The organism is Cupriavidus sp. CuC1, from assembly GCF_044627735.1.
Taxonomy (GTDB): Bacteria; Pseudomonadota; Gammaproteobacteria; order Burkholderiales; family Burkholderiaceae; genus Cupriavidus; species Cupriavidus ulmosensis.
In genome coordinates, this window is record NZ_JBIUHC010000024.1 from 52706 (window position 1) to 68062 (window position 15357).

Genomic DNA, 15357 nt, shown 5'->3' on the forward strand with positions numbered 1-15357 from the left:
GCGGTTCTGTCGGGTTCGCACGGCTTGAACGAATAGAACACGATGGCGATAAAGCAACACACCGTGTATGTCCGGACCGCGATCAGCGCGGCGTGCGCTGCGGGCAGCTTCCTGCTTGCCGGCTGCCACGACATGCAGGCGGCTGACATGACGAATCTCACCGCTGCGCTCAACGACTATCTCGCGCATCGGGGCAACCTGTGCCTCGCGAAGTACGACTGGCCGATCGACGTGACCAGCGTGGAGCCGCAGGTGGGAGACCGCGACGCGGTGCAGATGCCTGTGCTCGAAAAGCTTGGCCTCGTCACCTCGAAGGACACAATGGTCATCCGCAAGACCGACGACGGCACCGTGATGCTGAGAGCGCGCGAATATGCGCTGACCGCGGAAGGCATGAAATACTACCTGCACGAGCCGGTGATCATTGCAACGGCGACGAGTCGCATCACGCATTCGGCCGACTTCTGCGTGGCGAAGCTGTTGCTCGACCGGATCATCGGCTGGGAACCTCCACTCACGCGCGACGGCAAGACGAAGACCGTAGTGACGTTCACGTACAAGATCGATCCAGCGCCGTGGACCAGCTCGCCCGACGTGCGACGCGTGTTTCCGATTATCGCTCGGGTGATCGAAGGCGCGGGGACGATGCAACTGCGCGAAGGCTTTACCCTTACGCCGAACGGCTGGGTGGCGAACGAGCTGTTCGACGACTAAAGCCGCGGCGTGACTGGTATAGGCGGCCACGATGCGTTCGACGTGGCGCCGCCTAACCCGCCTCCACGACGATCAGTCGCCATGAGCGGTCGTTGACGAAGGCTAGAATGCCTATTTCCACTTGCCGAACGAGCGCCTGACGAACGCCTCCTCGAACCTTGATATTGCTGAGATTCTCTACGACTCGGGACACGTGCGCTATCGCTACGCGCGCGTGATCGCGCCGGATGGAAGTAAATGGCTTCGCCATGGACTATTTGTTCACTATGGAGAGAGTGGCTCGATTCTCTCTGAGGGGACGTATGTCGAAGGGAAAGAAGAAGGACTCTGGCGAGATTACCATCCGAACGGTGTACCGGCGGCCGAGGGCTACTTCGTTGGCGGCAAGGAGAACGGGAACGTGGCGATTTTGGTCCGACACTGGCCAGGAGGAGCCTTCGCAGAGTTTCCCTTCTGCGACGGGCTGACAGATCGCGTCACGTCGTCACTGCTCTGTTCGATGAAGGTGCCCGGCAATGCGGTGCCTGCATTGTTTACCAAGACGCCGAGGTTCGGGTCATCGCGCAGACGCGTTTCGATCTTCGCGACGTCTGCGGGCTGTCTGGAAATTGAACAGGAGAAAATGATGATTGCTAACAAGGAAGAGATTCACGCCGCGTGCATGGCGACGCTCGACAGGTTCATGGACGCGCTGAACGAACACGATGCGAGGGGCATGGATGCAACGATGCATTTCCCTCATCTTCGGTTGGCTGACGGAAAGTTCAAAGTCTACGAGGCGCCTGGCCAGAATCCGATGGACCTGTTCGTCAGGCTAAAAGAAGAGGATGACTGGAAATACAGCCGATGGATTCGGAGGGATCTGATTCAGTTCAACAGCTACAAGGCACATTACGCACTCAGCTACACGAGGTACAGAAGTGACGACTCGATCATTGGAACCTACGAATCACTTTACGTGCTGACATTGCAGGATGGACGGTGGGGCATACAGGCACGATCCAGCTTCGGGCCGTGACCGAGCTCTAATATCTGGCGAGGCGCGAGGCAATTCGTGCAAACCAAGCTCCGATGTGCCAGCCAAAACGAGATCATGACTGGAATTCCAAGAATAACCCTCAATCAACGGCTTTGGTTTTCTTTGAGCCTGATCTGGCTGGCCATGCTGGGACTTGGGAAGCCGGAGCGCCTCGCCAGCCGCGGTGAATCCGCCGCGGTCGACCACCTGCACGAAGTAATGGACGTCCTTCAGATCTAGCATGGCATGGCGACTCGCCGGCCATTCCAGTGCCGGCTGCGTTCGTTGCGGGGGTGAGTGGGCGACGCCCGATCATACTCCAGCGCTGGCGCCCACTGCCACCCGGGCAAGCCTTGGCGCCGTGCCGCGTCTGCGTCCCGACAGCCTCGGGAATCGCCCATCCGGCGCCACCTCGAGCACCGCGCCTCACAGGGCGGCATTGTCCAAGTTTGCAGAACCCTGCGTACAACCCGTGACGGCTGCCCAATCGGTATCTGCCGTCATAAGCTGTTGCACAGGAGCGGCTATGTGCTGTTTCTACATGCCTATTTCAAACTGGAGAGGACAATGTTAATGCTCAAGGGATTTCATCATCTGACCCTCGGCGTGAGGCACGCACAGGAGGATGTGGACTTCTACGTCAAGCTGCTCGGGCAGAGCCTCGTGAAGAAGACCGTGCTTCTCGACGGCGAGGATCCCATCTACCACCTTTACTATGGCAACGCGAATGGCGATCCGGGGACCCTGGTGACGTCGTTCCCGTTCCGTCAGCGGGGCGTTATGGCGCGTCCGGGATCGGGCCAGGTGCGGGTCATCAACTACTCGGTTCCCAAGGGCTCGCTCGAATTCTGGCGCAGCCGCTTCGATGCCATGGACGTGCCGTATGACAGCGAGATCGTCGAGCGCTTCGGAGAGCGCCGCCAGCGGTTCCAACATCCGTGCGGCATCGAGTTCGATCTCGTCGAAACGGATCTCGATTCGCGTCCGGCTTGCGTGGCCAGCGATATCCCCGAAGCCCATGCCATCCGCGGCGTCCACAGCATCACGCTGTCGCTGCGGGAAGTCGCCGAATCTTCGGCTCGACGTCCTCGCGCCACGGCGGCAATGAAGCCACGCTGCTGGCGACCTACGCGCCCATGGCGCACCTGGGCCTGATCATCGTGCCGCTGGGCTATGCCGACGCGGCGATGTTCAAGGCCGGCACTCCGTACGGCGCGACTCACGTCTCGCACCGTGACGCCGTGAAGCCCGACGACGATCACCTGGCGGTTGCCCGGTTCCAGGGCCGCAGGGTGACGACCATCGCCCGTGCCTTGCACGTCCAGCCGCAGCCCGTGGCAGCCTGAAAGTAAAAGCCTGATCGTAAAAAAGGGCGGAGACTCGCAGTCTCCGCCCGATTCCTGCATCGCCACAGGCGGGTGACACGATGGCAACCGCTCAGGCTCGTGCAGTCTCCACGCAGCTTGCCATGGCATCGATCCGGCGCGATGGCGGTAGCAGGTCGTCCCACATCGACGTGAGCCCCAGATACGCCAGCCGCACCAGGTTGACACCCCAAAGCACATCGCCAAGGGCGAACGCGCATCCCGCGAGATACGGGGCCGGTGCGGAACCCGGCGTGCGGCCCAGCGCCTTCAACACGCCTTCGACGTGATGGCGTGCGGTGCGCTGGCATGCGGCATCGCGGCGGACCGCAATGCCGCCTCGTTCCTTCTCGATCCTGGTGCGACAGGCGGCAACTAGTCCTGCGTCCCCGGCATGGTTGACGATCATGGACTCGAGCGCCGCGATCTTGTGATCGTAGACCGTTTCCATGATCGTCTTGAGCGCGTCACTCCGCAGCCCGGGCATTTCCTTGTCCGCGGGCGTGCGGACATACCGCGGGCGGATCGCCGATGAAGCCGCGTGCAGACCAGAGTTCCGGGAACGGGATCTCGTTCATGGTCGGCAGGAGCCAGGCAATGCCCTCGGTGCCGAAGTAGGCCGGCCGGGCGCCGAACGTCCGGCGCGTCGCCATCAGGTGCAGGTGCTTCCACGCGGAGAATCCCTCCGCGATATCGGCCAGCGTCTCGCCGAGCTGCTGCAGTTCCCGGTGCCCGTCCGGGTCGGCGTAGACCTCGCGCCAGACGTTCTCGACCGCCTTGTCCGGCGTGTAGGGCACACTGAAATCACGGTCGAGTACCACCGCCGGCACGGCGAAGCCCTTGCGGCTCAGGTGGGCGAGCACGTCGTCATACAGGCTCGGCTCTGCCAACGCCCTGCTGAGTTGTTCCCAGCGCCGGGGTTGCGGCAGGAAGTGCTGCAGGTGCTCCCCCTGCTTGATGCCGAGCAGGTAGACCATCTGCCGGTACGTCCAGCCCTGGAGGGCGGTGTCCTTGCCGAACTTCGGGCCAACGCAGGACAGGATGGCCAGCAGGTCGACCGGCGTCATCCACGCGATGGAGCGCCATGTGGCATTGAGCGGCTCGTGGTGGGCGACGACGCGCCGCAGCGTCCGGCAGGCCCCGGTCAGGTCATCGGCACGCAATTGCGCCTGCGCGGCCTGCATTTCCTTGATGATCAGCATCCAGTAGAGCTCGGACACCTGCGCCGATACGATCCAGGCGTGCTCGCCGGGATGATCGCTGACCGGGCGCTGCAGCGAGTGGAGCACGTCTGTCTGTAACCAGTCACTGTATGGCGTATGCCCGGCTGGCGTTCCGGCCGGTGCCGGGGATGCGGGCTTGACGGTATCGTTCACTTTGGTCTCCTTGTGGTGGTGGGGGCAGGCGAGTTTTGTGGAACTGCGACGGACCGCATCGACTCCATCTGCGTCAGGCCTGTCGCGGTGATCAGGGTATCGAGTGCGTGGCGCCGGCCGAGGGGATGCGGGAAGCTGTCGGATGGCTGGCCGGTCATTACCACAGGCTCTCCAGCAGCGCATCCAGCTTCGTGCCGGCATCCTCGCCAAGATCGCCGACCTCGGAGGGATAGTTCTGCTTGAGCAGGGCCGCCATCTCGGGAAGCTTCGCCCGATCGAAATCGAGGTCGCCGAGCCGGCTCGGCAATTCCAGTGCGTCCACGGCTGCCTCGATGCGGTCAGCGAGGAATGCGGCGGGCGTGCGGCTGCCACGGTCCGTGGAGAAAATCTCGAGCTTTCGGCCATAGACGTCGGCGCAGGCGCGGATGACGGGCGCCAGCGCAATGCACGATGTCACGCTGTGTGGTACCCCGAACGTCCCGCCGAGGATGTGCCCGATGCGATGGCTCAGGCCGTAGATGACCGAAGCAGGATAGAAGTAACACTGCCACGCGGCGAGCTGAAGCTGCAACAGGTCGTCGGTCGACACGTGGCCGCCCGCGATGGCCTCGCGCGTTTCGAGCTTGTGCGGCCACTTCTCCAGTACGCCAAGGAAGCGCTCCACGCCTCTGGCGGCCAGGATGGCGTGAGGGTGATCCACGTCGACCCGGCGCATGCCTTCCACCGCATGGTCGATCCCCTTGATGGCCGAACTCAGCAGCAGCATACGTGGCGTGTCGACAATCATCCGGGGATCGATCACCACCAGCCTGGGTGTCGTTTCGCGCACGGCATAACTGCGCTTGAACTTCTGGGGACCGTCCGTTTCCGTCACGCCGAAGTAGTGGGAGAACTCCGAACCCGACAGGGTCGTCGGAATCGCGGCAATGGGCAGGTAGCGGCCTGTCTGCTGGAAATGCTGGTACGAGACTGCCTTTGCGGCGTCGAGTACAGAGCCGCCGCCGAGGGCGATGATCGATCCCGCATCGGCCTCGATGCAGGCACGCAGTCCATCGCGTACGGCGAAATCGGGCACATGCGGCGGCAGGCCGGTGAACGTGCCCACGCCGTCGCCGATGGCAGGCTGCAGGTGCTCGCGGTTCAATGCCTCAAGGAATTCCACCGTGAACGTCATCGGACGGCGGATGCCGTAGTTCCCCATGGAGGGGGCGACGGTTTTCAGCACGTCGTGTCCCCAGACAATCTCTTCCTGCGGCAAGCATTTCAACTGGTTCATTCCACTTCTCCACCATGTTTTCGTATGCGATCGGGGGCTCCGATCCCGAGTAGGAAGATAGGCGAATCGGGTTCGCGCGTGCGCGCGGGATTTGAGAACGGAGCGTCCAGGATTTTGGACGCCGCACATGTGCGAATGGGGGCCTGTCGTTCGTTGTTTCCGGACGAAGCTTTCAAGTTTTGCCGTCTTCACAAGGCAGGGGCGTGTCTATGATCCTTTCCACCGTAGCGACCCCCACCACGAGAACGGAGACATGAAGATGGAGGCAATCCAGATTACAGAAGCGCTGATTCGCGGACGCCACAGCAAGCGCGGCTTCCTTGACCGGCCGGTGCCGATCGAGACTGTCAGGGACATCCTGTCGGTCGCGAAATACGCGCCGAGTTCGAGCAACACGCAGCCTTGGCGCTGCTATGTGCTGACCGGAAAGGCTCGCGAGAAGATTGCGGGAGCCGCGGTCGAGGCGTATCGCGCCGATCCTGAGGGACTGGCGCCCGACTACCCGTTCTTTCCAAAGGAATTGCCGGCGCCATTCTCGTCGCGCTTCAATACGTTTCGCGGGATGCTGGGCGATGCGCAGGGCGTGCACAGGAGCGATATCGTCGGGCGCCGGCGCGACGTCGAACGGCAGTTCCGGTTCTTCGATGCGCCAGTGGGACTGATCTTCACCATGGACCGGCGCCTGGAATGGGCCAGTTTCATCTGCTACGGCTGCTTTCTCCAGAACATCATGCTGGCGGCGCGCGCCCGGGGGCTGGACACCTGCCCGCAGCAGATCTGGTCGCTGCAATCGGCGGTCCTTCGTGAAGGCCTCGCCATTCCCGACGGGGAGATGATCGTGGCCGGAATGTCACTCGGCTATGCAGACAACAATATTCCGGAAAACAACATGGAGCTTAGCAAGCTGGAACTGGACGAGTTCGTCTCGTTCGTCGATTGCTGACCCCCGGAACCGTCCGGGTCGCTCCTTGACCTGGAAAAGCGCGAAGAAGCGATAGCCATCGTTAGCGAGCCTCGGCAAATTGCGGAGATGTCGAATACTTAACGTAGGCGCGCCTAACCGGCTGATGCGGATTCCCGGAGCCCTCAGCCGAAAAAGACAATAAAGAGACGGAGGAGACATGATTAAAGTGCCCGCGAGATTCTTGACGGTTGTTGCGCTCGCATGCTTGCTCGCCTCGAAGGTCGAGGCAACCGAGAATGGCCAGACCAGTTACCCTGTTGGCGTCAATACCGTATTGAATGGAATCTTGCCACCGCCTGGTGAAACCCAGTTCTATAACTACACGCTTTACTACAATGCCGGAAAATTCGCTGGCCCGCATGGAGGAAGTCTCGTTCCCGGCTTCCACTTGAACACGTTTGCTGACGCCCCGCGTGTCGTTCACACATGGGGCACTACATTCGGCCCCTTTACTGTGTCCAGTGGTGCAATCGTCCCGCTCGTTCATCTTGGGCTGGAAACGCCAGGCGGCAGCGGCAAGCGCTATGGAATTGGAGACATCATTCTTGAGCCGTGGCTCATTGATTATTCAAATCCATCGCGAACATTCTTCGCCTTCCTCGCCACCAATGTCGCAGTGCCGAGCGGGTCCTACTCCGCCAACCGAGTGGCGAACACTGGTCGGAATGTATATGCGTTAATACCGCACATCAGTACCACATGGTTCCCCACGCCCGCAGTTGAAGTCTCCACCACCACGCTCGTAGAGATCAGTTCACCGAACTCGGCGACTCGATATCACTCTGGCGCGGTTGCAGCACTTGAGTATCTGGTTGGCTATTCGCTTGACAGCAAGTTCCAGCTCGGGCTTCAGGGATACCTCCTGAAGCAGTTCACCGATGACAAAGTCAACGGCACGCCCATACCAGGGGATGGGTTTCGCGGAAGAGCTGTCGCTGTCGGGCCGCAACTACGATACATGTGGTCGCCGGCGGCTGGCATTGTGTTCAAGTATCAGCGCGAGTTCGCCGTGCAGAATCGGCCGCAAGGCAACAAGTTCTGGGTTGAACTGTGCTTCCCTCTTTGATCGGAATGAGGCGACGTTCGAAGCGAATACGCGGCTTGCCGAACCCGGCAAGCTGCGCATGCGTGCGCTCAAAGTCTACGGCGACGTGGTGTCGTTTGCTGCCAGGTTTGCCGCGATCGGTGGGGTTCGGGCGCATTGACGGTCATGGCGCGAGCGGCCTCCGGCCACGGCAATGGCGGTCATTGGGGGCGTCTGACCGTGGCACTGCGCGCACCCTTTGCAGTACCATGCGATGGAAGCAGACACCATTGGCCCAAACCCAACCGCTACCAAGGCAGCCAGATGCTGGACCTGAAAGACGTTTTTCACTTCGTGCAAGTGGTCGACCGCGGTGGCTTTACGTCTGCTGGCAACAGCCTGGGGCTGCCCAAGTCCACGTTAAGTCACAGGGTCAAGGAGCTGGAGGCTTCGCTGGGCGTTCGCCTGATCAACCGGACCTCGCGCCAGTTTGCCTTGACCGACGTAGGCGCTGAGTTCTACCAGTACGCTGTCGCCTTGCTGCAGAGCGCCGACGTCGCGGAACAGGCGATGCGCCAGAGGCTCGCGGAACCCAGCGGGATCATCCGCGTGACGGTAGCGGTCGAGCTTGCGCAGTTTGCGCTGCGCCAGGTCCTGCCGACGTTCCTTAGCAGCCATCCCAAGGTCAGCATCGTGGAAATCGCCACGGACAGGCTCGTCGACGTTGTCGGCGAGGGCTTCGACCTGGCGCTGCGCGGACATACCTCGGCACTGCAGGATTCCAACCTGGTCCAACGGCCCATTGTCAGGGCGCCATGGTACCTGTTTGCGGGTGCCGACTACCTCGAACGGAGGCCACTCCTGGAGGCACCGGAGCAACTTGCATCCCATGCCATCGTCTCGATGGTGCGCAAAGGGCCGCTGCAGTGGCAACTGCGCGGCCCCGACGACAGGCTCGTCACCATCCCGATCGAGCCAAGATTCCAGAGCAACAGCATGATGTCCCTGAAGGAGGCAGCCTGCGCCAACGTTGGCGTGGCAGCCCTGCCCGGGTATATCTGCCGGTCCGAGCTGCAGGCTGGCGTGCTGCGGCAAGTCCTGCCGGGCTGGATCGCCGCGGATGCGCGCATCTCCGCCCTCATGCCCTATCGGACCGGACTGCTTCCCGCGGTGCGGTCTCTGGTCGATTTCCTCGCCGTAGAGCTGCCCAAGGTCACCGCGTTCGACGGCCGCTGACCCGGCACTACCTCCTCTGCCTCCAATGCCACGCGGGCCACGCCCCGTGTGTCCCGCCGGGCGTTCCATATTCATGGACGCTGTGTTCGGCGCCAGCCAGCTTCCAAGGCCGAGCCGTTCAACTATCGTTTCCAACCAGGGATAAGCCAACCGCAACGTCATCCTGGAGTGGAATACATGAACCAATTGAACTGCCAGCCACAAGACGCGATCTTCTCTGGCCACGACATACTTCCGACGGCTGTCGCGTCGCTCGACCAGCACGGCATCCGACACCCATCCCGAACGACGGCCCCGCATTCCATGGGCTTGCGCAACGCGCTGGATGCCCTTGCCACGCGGCAAACCACCGCGGCGGCATTGACGGAGCAGGCACTCGAACGCGCGGAAGCCAGCAAGCGGCTGCTCAATGCATTCTCGGCGATCGATTGGGACCGTGCCCTGAAGGCGGCCGCGGAAAGCGATCGCCGCTATGGCGAACGCCGGCCGCGGCCACTGGAAGGACTGCCCATTGCGGTCAAGGATCTGATCGACACCAAGGGCATGGAGACCCGCTACGGCTCCGCAGCCTATCTCGGTCATGTGCCAGCCGCCGATGCGGACATCGTGAAAACTCTGGTGGAGCGCGGCGCGATCATCATCGGCAAGACCACGACCCACGAATTCGCGTGGGGCGTGACAACCGCCAGCGCCAGGTTTGGCGATACCCTGAATCCGCTGGACCATACACGCATACCCGGGGGTTCCAGTGGTGGCGCCGCGGCGGCGATTGCGCACGGTGCCATCATGGCGGGCGTGGGCACGGATACCGGCGGCTCGGTCCGGATTCCCGCCGCGCTGTGCGGCGTCGTCGGATACAAGCCCACGCTCGGCACGTTATCCACGCGCGGCGTGTTCCCCCTGGCGCCCACTTGCGACCACGTTGGCCTGCTCGGCGAGCAGGTGGACGACGTGCTGTTGCTCGCCGATGCCATTGACATCAAGGTTCCCGAGAGCGATGCGTGGCTGTCCGCACGGCTGGGCGTCATTCGTGACATTGCACCGGTTCCACTCAGTCCGGAAATTGCGGTGGCATTTGATGGCGCGATGAAGCGGCTGGCACAAGTCTTTTCCTGTGTGAACGTCAGCACGTCCGGCCTGTTCGATGCGGTATTCGGTGCCTTCGCGAGCATCGTCCTGATCGAAGGCGGCATCGAGCATTTCCGCCGCAACGACTGGGACCGTATCTCGATGCACTACAACCCGGAAACCGTCGACCGGCTGAAACGCGCCGAAACCATGGACCTGCGCGCCTATGCGGCGGCCCAGCAGACCAGGCGAAGTTTCACGACAAGGCTGCACGAGGTGATGTCGACGGTTGACTATCTCGTGCTGCCGACATGCCCGTGCACCGCACCGCATCTCGATGCCGGCACCGTGAGCATTGGCCCTTGGACCGGCACGGTCCGAGAGGCGCTGATGACCTATACGGCACCGTTCAATGTCGCGGGATTTCCTGCCATTTCGATTCCCCTGGCGACCGGCGAACGCAGCCTTCCCGCTGCATTGCAGATCGTCGCGAAGCCCGGCGACGACGGTGCGCTGCTGCAAATCGCACAGCAGATGGAGCTGATGCTGCGAACGGGCACCGCCCACAAGAGTTGCTAGACGTCAACCCCAAAACCAGGAGACAACGATGAACGATACCGCCAAACCTGAGTGCCAGGAGACCAGCAATGAGCCATGAAAAATTGACGAATATGGCGGCCGGTGCCCGTGCCGCCATCGCGGACCCCGCGCGAATCTCTCTCGTGGGTAGTGACGCCAACCCGCGCTTCGAACTGTTCCACGCGGCCAGTTCGCTCTGCTCGCAGAAAGTGCGCACGGTACTGTTCGAGAAGCAGTTGCCGTACCGTTCGAACAATTTGATGATCCTTGGCTCGATGGGTCCGGATGGCGTGGTTCCAGCCGAGCACTACCATCCGCCCTACGTCCGACTGCGGTTGCTTGCCGGCCGGGAAGTGGGGCGGGACCTTGTCAGCGGGTATAGCGGGCGCACTTCGGTGGAGACCGAAGGCTTTGATCCCTGCGCGGTCCCGTTGCTTGTGGACTACGAGGCTGGCCGTGTCATTGCCGATTCCAGACGGATCTGCTGCTATCTCGATGCGGTGTCGCGCGATCCCGTTCATCTCGTGCCGGAGGATGCCGATGTGCGTGCCCAGGTGATGCACCAGGTGAACATCGTCGATCAGATCCCGAACGGCACCTTGCTCTACGGCTTTCATCCCGATGCCGACCTGCGGCCTGAAGCGCTCAAGACGGCCATGGAAACGGTCTACGACTACAAGATCAAGGCGCTCGAAGCCATGATTGACGCCAATGCCGACGATGCGGAGCTCGTTGCGGCCTATCGCGCGAAGATCGCGAAGGAGCGGGGCGGCAAGTCGGTCTGCCGCGATGCGGCATTTCAGCGCGCCGCACGTCGGCACGTCGCGGGCCTCTTGACGGACCTCGACCATGCGCTTGGTTCGTCGTCACCATACCTCAGGGGGGAATCGTTCTCGCTCGGCGATGTGCTGTGGGGTGTCAACCTGGTCCGGATGGCTTATCTGGGGCTTGCGTCGATGTGGGAAAACCTGCCCAACGTCGAGCGATATGTTGATGCGCTGGCCAAGCGTCCGTCCCTGTGCACGGAAGCGGTCCGGGCCACGGTCGATTCCATGCCGCCTTCGCGCTATATGCATGTCATTGCCCGGTGCGGGGAGGCGGTGCCGGTGTAGTCCTCGAGCCGGATGGCACCGGTCAATGCCGGTGCCTGTGGCAGGAGGGGAATGGGCGGAGACTCTGCATCTCCGCCCATTTTCTTTCTCGGGCTGCCACGGGCTTCACGGCATCACTGAAGCCGTCGGAACGTGTACGCAAGGTTCGGCAAAACTGAACGATCGGGGCCGGCGCAGCGGTGCGCGCCAAGGTTTGCCCGGATCCCGGCGGATGCGCGCCCTGGGGTATGATCGGAGGTCAAGATCACACCCACATCCGATCCATTGCCACCGCCGGCAATGATCCGCGCCCCTCATGCAATGCTGGATCTGAAGGACGTCTATTACTTCGTACAGGTGCTTGACCGCGGCGGGTTCACCTCGGCCGGCGAGATGCTTCGGCTGCCGAAGTCGACGCTGAGCCATCGGGCCAAGGAACTGGAGGCGTCGCTGGGCGTTCGGCTCATTAACCGGACCTCGCGCCAGTTCGCCATGACCGAGGTCGGCAAGGAGTTTTACCAGTACGCCATGGCGCTGCTGCGCAGTGCGGAGGTTGCCGAGGAAGCCATGCGTCAGAGGCTTGCGGAGCCGAGCGGTGTGATGCGCGTCACTTTAGCCGCGGTTCGCGCCGGCCTGCTGCCGGCGGTACGTACACTGGTCGACTATCTTGCCGTGGTGATGCCCAAGGTGACGGCTTTCGACCGGAGCTGACCTGGCAATCCGCGGGTACGGGATCTTTTTTATTTGCCAGGCTATGACGAAGTCACCGGCTCAGGATCCATCCAACGCAGCGCCGCTGCATGAGCAGATCTACGCTCGGATTCGTGCCTCGATTCAGCAAGGGCAACTGAAACCCGGGCAGCGGGTGCCATCCTTGCGTGCGTTTGCGGGCGAGCTCGGAGTGGCGCGCGGGACCGTTCAGGTCGCCTATGACCGACTCTTGGGCGAAGGTTACCTGATCGCCAGAGGCCCTGCGGGGACGTTCGTTTCCGAGCAAATTGCGCCATCGCGCCCCCACCGCGTGGCCGCAGCGGCTGGATCCAGCCGCACGCCACCGGACCAGGAACTTACCGAGTTTTCGATCGAAACGGATGGTGGAATCCCCGCGCCGTTGCAACTGGGGCTTCCCGCGCTGGATGAGTTCCCGCGAAAACTATGGACGAGGTTGATGGCGCGGCAAATACGCAGCGCCGGCTCGCTAACCAGGCCGGCGTCAGCCGGATTTGGCCCGCTGCGAGAAGCGTTGGCCGCTTACCTGCAGCGCTCACGGGGCATCGAGGCCCAGCCGCACCAGGTGTTCGTCGTGCCGGCATATACGGCCAGCCTTGCGCTGATTGTGGATGCGCTCAGGCTGGCGGGCGAAAGCGCCTGGGTTGAGGATCCCAGCTACCCTCCGACAGCCCAGTCACTCAGGCGCCTGAACCTGCAGGTCCGGAATGTGCCAGTGGATGATCATGGCCTCGACATCGAATTCGGGCGTCAGCATTTTCCAGAGGCGCGCCTGGCCGTAGTGACGCCATCGCACCAGAGTCCGACTGGCGTGGCACTGACACTGCAACGTCGCGTCGAACTGCTCGACTGGGCCGGTGAGCGGGGCGCATGGATCATCGAGGACGACTACGACGGCGAGTTTCGTTACCGCGGCCACCCGTTGCCGGCCTTGAAGAGCCTGGACACATGCGAGCGGGTGATCTATTGCGGCACGCTTAGCAAGGTGCTGTACCCGGGGCTACGGCTCGCTTACGTGGTCGTGCCACAAAGTCTGGTGCCGACCATGGATCTGGCCTGCAGGCGCTCGGTGCATGGCGGCTGCCCCGAACTCTTGCAAGCCGTGGCGGCGGAGTTTATTGCGCAGGGGCACTTCGCCCGGCACATCAAACGCATGCGCACGCTTTACGCGCGACGACGCGCAATGCTGGCCGAGGCGCTGGCTCCATACAAAACGGACGGCTTCACTGTTTGCCTGCAGGATGGCGGCATGCACCTTCTGGTCGACGTCAGGGACGATCTTGACGATCTGGCGATGGCCCGTCGTGCGCGCGAGGCAGGATTCGCCGTCCATTCGCTGACCGCCTGGCGGCAGGGTGCGCCAGGGCGGCGTGGCTTGATGATGGGCTTTACCAATCTGCGCAGTCAGACTGAAGCCGATCGCCTGGTTGCCGAACTGATGCGCGCGCTGAAAGCATAAATAGATCACCTGGTCGACGCGCTACCAACCATCGGTCATGCCGCCCCATGTCGATGGCCCAGTCGAAAACGATAAACATGTGCCTGTTGACTGTGTCATCGCCCAACTACATTGAAGCCTGCACAAACCAGCACGCATCGGCACCATGACCAAGAACCCGACGCTCAGACATATTCAAGGCAACGCGCGCACGCGCCAATAAAGGAGTCTCACCATGTCTTCAGATCGCAGGCTCGACCAAGGCCTATCGCGACGCAACTTGCTGTTGGGCAGCGCGGCCGCAGCCAGCGCGCTGGTGGCTTCCGGCTTGCCCGGACCTGCGGCGGCAGCACCGTCGGCAGAAAAGGCGAACACCGCAAAGGCAAGCGGCAAGGCTTCAGGCAGCTACATCACGGCAAAGGACGGTACGCAGCTCTACTTCAAGGACTGGGGCGCAGGTCGCCCAGTCGTGTTCAGTCATGGCTGGCCACTGAGCTCGGACAGTTGGGAATCCCAGATGATCCTCGTTGCTTCGGAAGGGTACCGTGCCGTTGCACATGACCGTCGTGGCCACGGCCGTTCAAGCCAGCCATGGAATGGCAATGAGATGAACACCTATGCCGACGACCTGGCCACTGTGTTCGAAACCCTTGACCTGCGGGATGCCATCCTGGTGGGCTTCTCCACAGGTGGAGGCGAGGTGGCCCGGTATATCGGCCGGCATGGGACGCGACGCGTTTCAAAGGTGGTGCTGGTTTCAGCGGTGCCGCCTTTGATGGTGAAGACCGCCGCCAATCCGCGCGGACTGCCAATCGAAGTATTCGACGGCCTGCGTGCCGCACAACTTGCCAATCGGTCGCAATTCTACAAGGATGTGCCGGCGGGGCCGTTCTATGGCTTCAACCGTCCCGGTGCAAAGCCGTCGCAGGGGTTGATCGATGCATGGTGGGCGCAGGGCATGCAGGGTGGACACAAGAGTACGTACGACTCGATCAAGGCATTTTCTGAGACCGATTTCACCGAGGATCTCAGGAAGATCGATGTGCCGACCCTGATCATCCACGGCGACGACGATCAGATCGTGCCGATCGACGCCGCTGGACGCGCATCGGCAAAGCTCGTCAGGAACGCGAAGCTGATCGTCTACCCCGGTGCGCCGCATGGGCTCACCGACACCCACAAAGACCGATTCAACGCCGACCTGTTGGCATTCATCCGTAGTTGAAACGACGCCGCATCTGCCGGGCCCCACAAAGGCGCCGGCAGACTGGCTCACCATAAGAGGTACTTCCTTGTGCAATCACCACGGCCCCTATGCAGATCCCGTTGATCCGGCTCTGCCGAAGTCCGGCACTACGCTGGACCTGCCACGCAGACCATGCTGCCGGTTGTCGTGTCGGCCACGCCCATCATTCGCCGCCTGGTCGATCGCGTGACAAGCCACTCTTAGGTCATACCGCCCTATGTCGATGGCCTAGTT

General features: G+C 62.2%; 14 protein-coding genes and 2 pseudogenes. 12 read left to right on the forward strand and 4 right to left on the reverse strand.

Annotated features, from left to right (window positions below):
* The first annotated feature begins 42 nt into the window (after window positions 1-42).
* Together ACGLHR_RS13150 and ACGLHR_RS13155 are read left to right on the forward strand one after the other, a co-directional pair.
* A complete protein-coding gene (locus ACGLHR_RS13150; RefSeq protein WP_400094329.1) occupies window positions 43-714 on the forward strand; it encodes a hypothetical protein in 672 nt (223 codons plus the stop codon).
* Window positions 715-835: 121 nt separating this feature from the next.
* Entirely contained in the window at window positions 836-1732 is an 897-nt protein-coding gene (locus ACGLHR_RS13155; protein ID WP_400094331.1) for a toxin-antitoxin system YwqK family antitoxin, read from the forward strand.
* A 150-nt stretch (window positions 1733-1882) separates the two neighbouring features.
* Here the strand turns inward: ACGLHR_RS13155 and ACGLHR_RS13160 are convergent.
* A pseudogene (locus tag ACGLHR_RS13160) lies at window positions 1883-1975 on the reverse strand (LysR family transcriptional regulator); the annotation flags it as partial.
* A 324-nt stretch (window positions 1976-2299) separates the two neighbouring features.
* Between ACGLHR_RS13160 and ACGLHR_RS13165 the strand changes: the two are divergent.
* Window positions 2300-2806, forward strand: a pseudogene (locus ACGLHR_RS13165) (VOC family protein); the annotation flags it as partial.
* Between the two features lie 62 nt (window positions 2807-2868).
* Window positions 2869-3078, forward strand: a complete 210-nt coding sequence (locus ACGLHR_RS13170) for a hypothetical protein (RefSeq protein ID WP_400094333.1) — start codon at window positions 2869-2871, stop codon at window positions 3076-3078.
* A gap of 91 nt (window positions 3079-3169) precedes the next feature.
* Here ACGLHR_RS13170 and ACGLHR_RS13175 read toward each other — a convergent pair whose 3' ends face one another.
* The 3 genes from ACGLHR_RS13175 to ACGLHR_RS13185 all read right to left on the reverse strand — a co-directional run bounded on the left by ACGLHR_RS13175 (window position 3170) and on the right by ACGLHR_RS13185 (window position 5748).
* A complete protein-coding gene (locus ACGLHR_RS13175; RefSeq protein WP_400094335.1) occupies window positions 3170-3583 on the reverse strand; it encodes a hypothetical protein in 414 nt (137 codons plus the stop codon).
* Window positions 3564-4472: a tryptophan 2,3-dioxygenase gene (locus ACGLHR_RS13180; protein ID WP_400094337.1), complete on the reverse strand. Its 909-nt coding sequence runs from the start codon at window positions 4470-4472 to the stop codon at window positions 3564-3566. The genes ACGLHR_RS13175 and ACGLHR_RS13180 overlap by 20 nt, the downstream gene beginning before the upstream one ends.
* A gap of 157 nt (window positions 4473-4629) precedes the next feature.
* Window positions 4630-5748 (reverse strand): iron-containing alcohol dehydrogenase, encoded by a 1119-nt coding sequence (locus ACGLHR_RS13185; protein ID WP_400094339.1) that lies wholly within the window; start codon window positions 5746-5748, stop codon window positions 4630-4632.
* A 259-nt stretch (window positions 5749-6007) separates the two neighbouring features.
* On the opposite strand from ACGLHR_RS13185, the gene ACGLHR_RS13190 reads away from it, so the two are divergent.
* The 8 genes from ACGLHR_RS13190 to ACGLHR_RS13225 all read left to right on the forward strand — a co-directional run bounded on the left by ACGLHR_RS13190 (window position 6008) and on the right by ACGLHR_RS13225 (window position 15102).
* Window positions 6008-6691 carry a nitroreductase gene (locus tag ACGLHR_RS13190; RefSeq protein ID WP_400094373.1) on the forward strand — a complete coding sequence of 228 codons (684 nt, stop codon included), beginning with the start codon at window positions 6008-6010 and terminating at the stop codon, window positions 6689-6691.
* 178 nt (window positions 6692-6869) lie between these two features.
* Window positions 6870-7778 carry a transporter gene (locus ACGLHR_RS13195; protein ID WP_400094340.1) on the forward strand — a complete coding sequence of 303 codons (909 nt, stop codon included), beginning with the start codon at window positions 6870-6872 and terminating at the stop codon, window positions 7776-7778.
* 282 nt (window positions 7779-8060) lie between these two features.
* Complete coding sequence (locus ACGLHR_RS13200; RefSeq protein ID WP_400094342.1) at window positions 8061-8972, forward strand: LysR substrate-binding domain-containing protein; 912 nt, start codon at window positions 8061-8063, stop codon at window positions 8970-8972.
* A gap of 177 nt (window positions 8973-9149) precedes the next feature.
* Entirely contained in the window at window positions 9150-10619 is a 1470-nt protein-coding gene (locus tag ACGLHR_RS13205; RefSeq protein WP_400094374.1) for an amidase, read from the forward strand.
* Between the two features lie 68 nt (window positions 10620-10687).
* The gene (locus ACGLHR_RS13210) at window positions 10688-11731 is read left to right on the forward strand and encodes a glutathione S-transferase family protein (RefSeq protein WP_400094343.1); all 1044 of its coding nucleotides are present in this window, start codon (window positions 10688-10690) and stop codon (window positions 11729-11731) included.
* Window positions 11732-12031: 300 nt separating this feature from the next.
* Window positions 12032-12421, forward strand: coding sequence for a LysR family transcriptional regulator (locus tag ACGLHR_RS13215; RefSeq protein WP_400094345.1), 390 nt, complete (start codon window positions 12032-12034; stop codon window positions 12419-12421).
* 43 nt (window positions 12422-12464) lie between these two features.
* Complete coding sequence (locus ACGLHR_RS13220; RefSeq protein ID WP_400094347.1) at window positions 12465-13898, forward strand: PLP-dependent aminotransferase family protein; 1434 nt, start codon at window positions 12465-12467, stop codon at window positions 13896-13898.
* Between the two features lie 214 nt (window positions 13899-14112).
* Window positions 14113-15102, forward strand: a complete 990-nt coding sequence (locus ACGLHR_RS13225) for an alpha/beta fold hydrolase (RefSeq protein WP_400094349.1) — start codon at window positions 14113-14115, stop codon at window positions 15100-15102.
* Window positions 15103-15357 lie beyond the last annotated feature (255 nt).

Bases quoted from the DNA above. Each gene is read 5' to 3' on its own strand.
- ACGLHR_RS13205 (WP_400094374.1), top strand. From the start codon at position 9,150: ATGAACCAATTGAACTGCCAGCCACAAGACGCGATCTTCTCTGGCCAC.
- ACGLHR_RS13225 (WP_400094349.1), top strand. From the start codon at position 14,113: ATGTCTTCAGATCGCAGGCTCGACCAAGGCCTATCGCGACGCAACTTG.
- ACGLHR_RS13150 (WP_400094329.1), top strand. From the start codon at position 43: ATGGCGATAAAGCAACACACCGTGTATGTCCGGACCGCGATCAGCGCG.
- ACGLHR_RS13190 (WP_400094373.1), top strand. From the start codon at position 6,008: ATGGAGGCAATCCAGATTACAGAAGCGCTGATTCGCGGACGCCACAGC.
- ACGLHR_RS13170 (WP_400094333.1), top strand. From the start codon at position 2,869: ATGGCGCACCTGGGCCTGATCATCGTGCCGCTGGGCTATGCCGACGCG.
- ACGLHR_RS13215 (WP_400094345.1), top strand. From the start codon at position 12,032: ATGCTGGATCTGAAGGACGTCTATTACTTCGTACAGGTGCTTGACCGC.
- ACGLHR_RS13220 (WP_400094347.1), top strand. From the start codon at position 12,465: ATGACGAAGTCACCGGCTCAGGATCCATCCAACGCAGCGCCGCTGCAT.
- ACGLHR_RS13175 (WP_400094335.1), bottom strand. From the start codon at position 3,583: ATGCCCGGGCTGCGGAGTGACGCGCTCAAGACGATCATGGAAACGGTC.
- ACGLHR_RS13185 (WP_400094339.1), bottom strand. From the start codon at position 5,748: ATGAACCAGTTGAAATGCTTGCCGCAGGAAGAGATTGTCTGGGGACAC.
- ACGLHR_RS13200 (WP_400094342.1), top strand. From the start codon at position 8,061: ATGCTGGACCTGAAAGACGTTTTTCACTTCGTGCAAGTGGTCGACCGC.
- ACGLHR_RS13210 (WP_400094343.1), top strand. From the start codon at position 10,688: ATGAGCCATGAAAAATTGACGAATATGGCGGCCGGTGCCCGTGCCGCC.
- ACGLHR_RS13195 (WP_400094340.1), top strand. From the start codon at position 6,870: ATGATTAAAGTGCCCGCGAGATTCTTGACGGTTGTTGCGCTCGCATGC.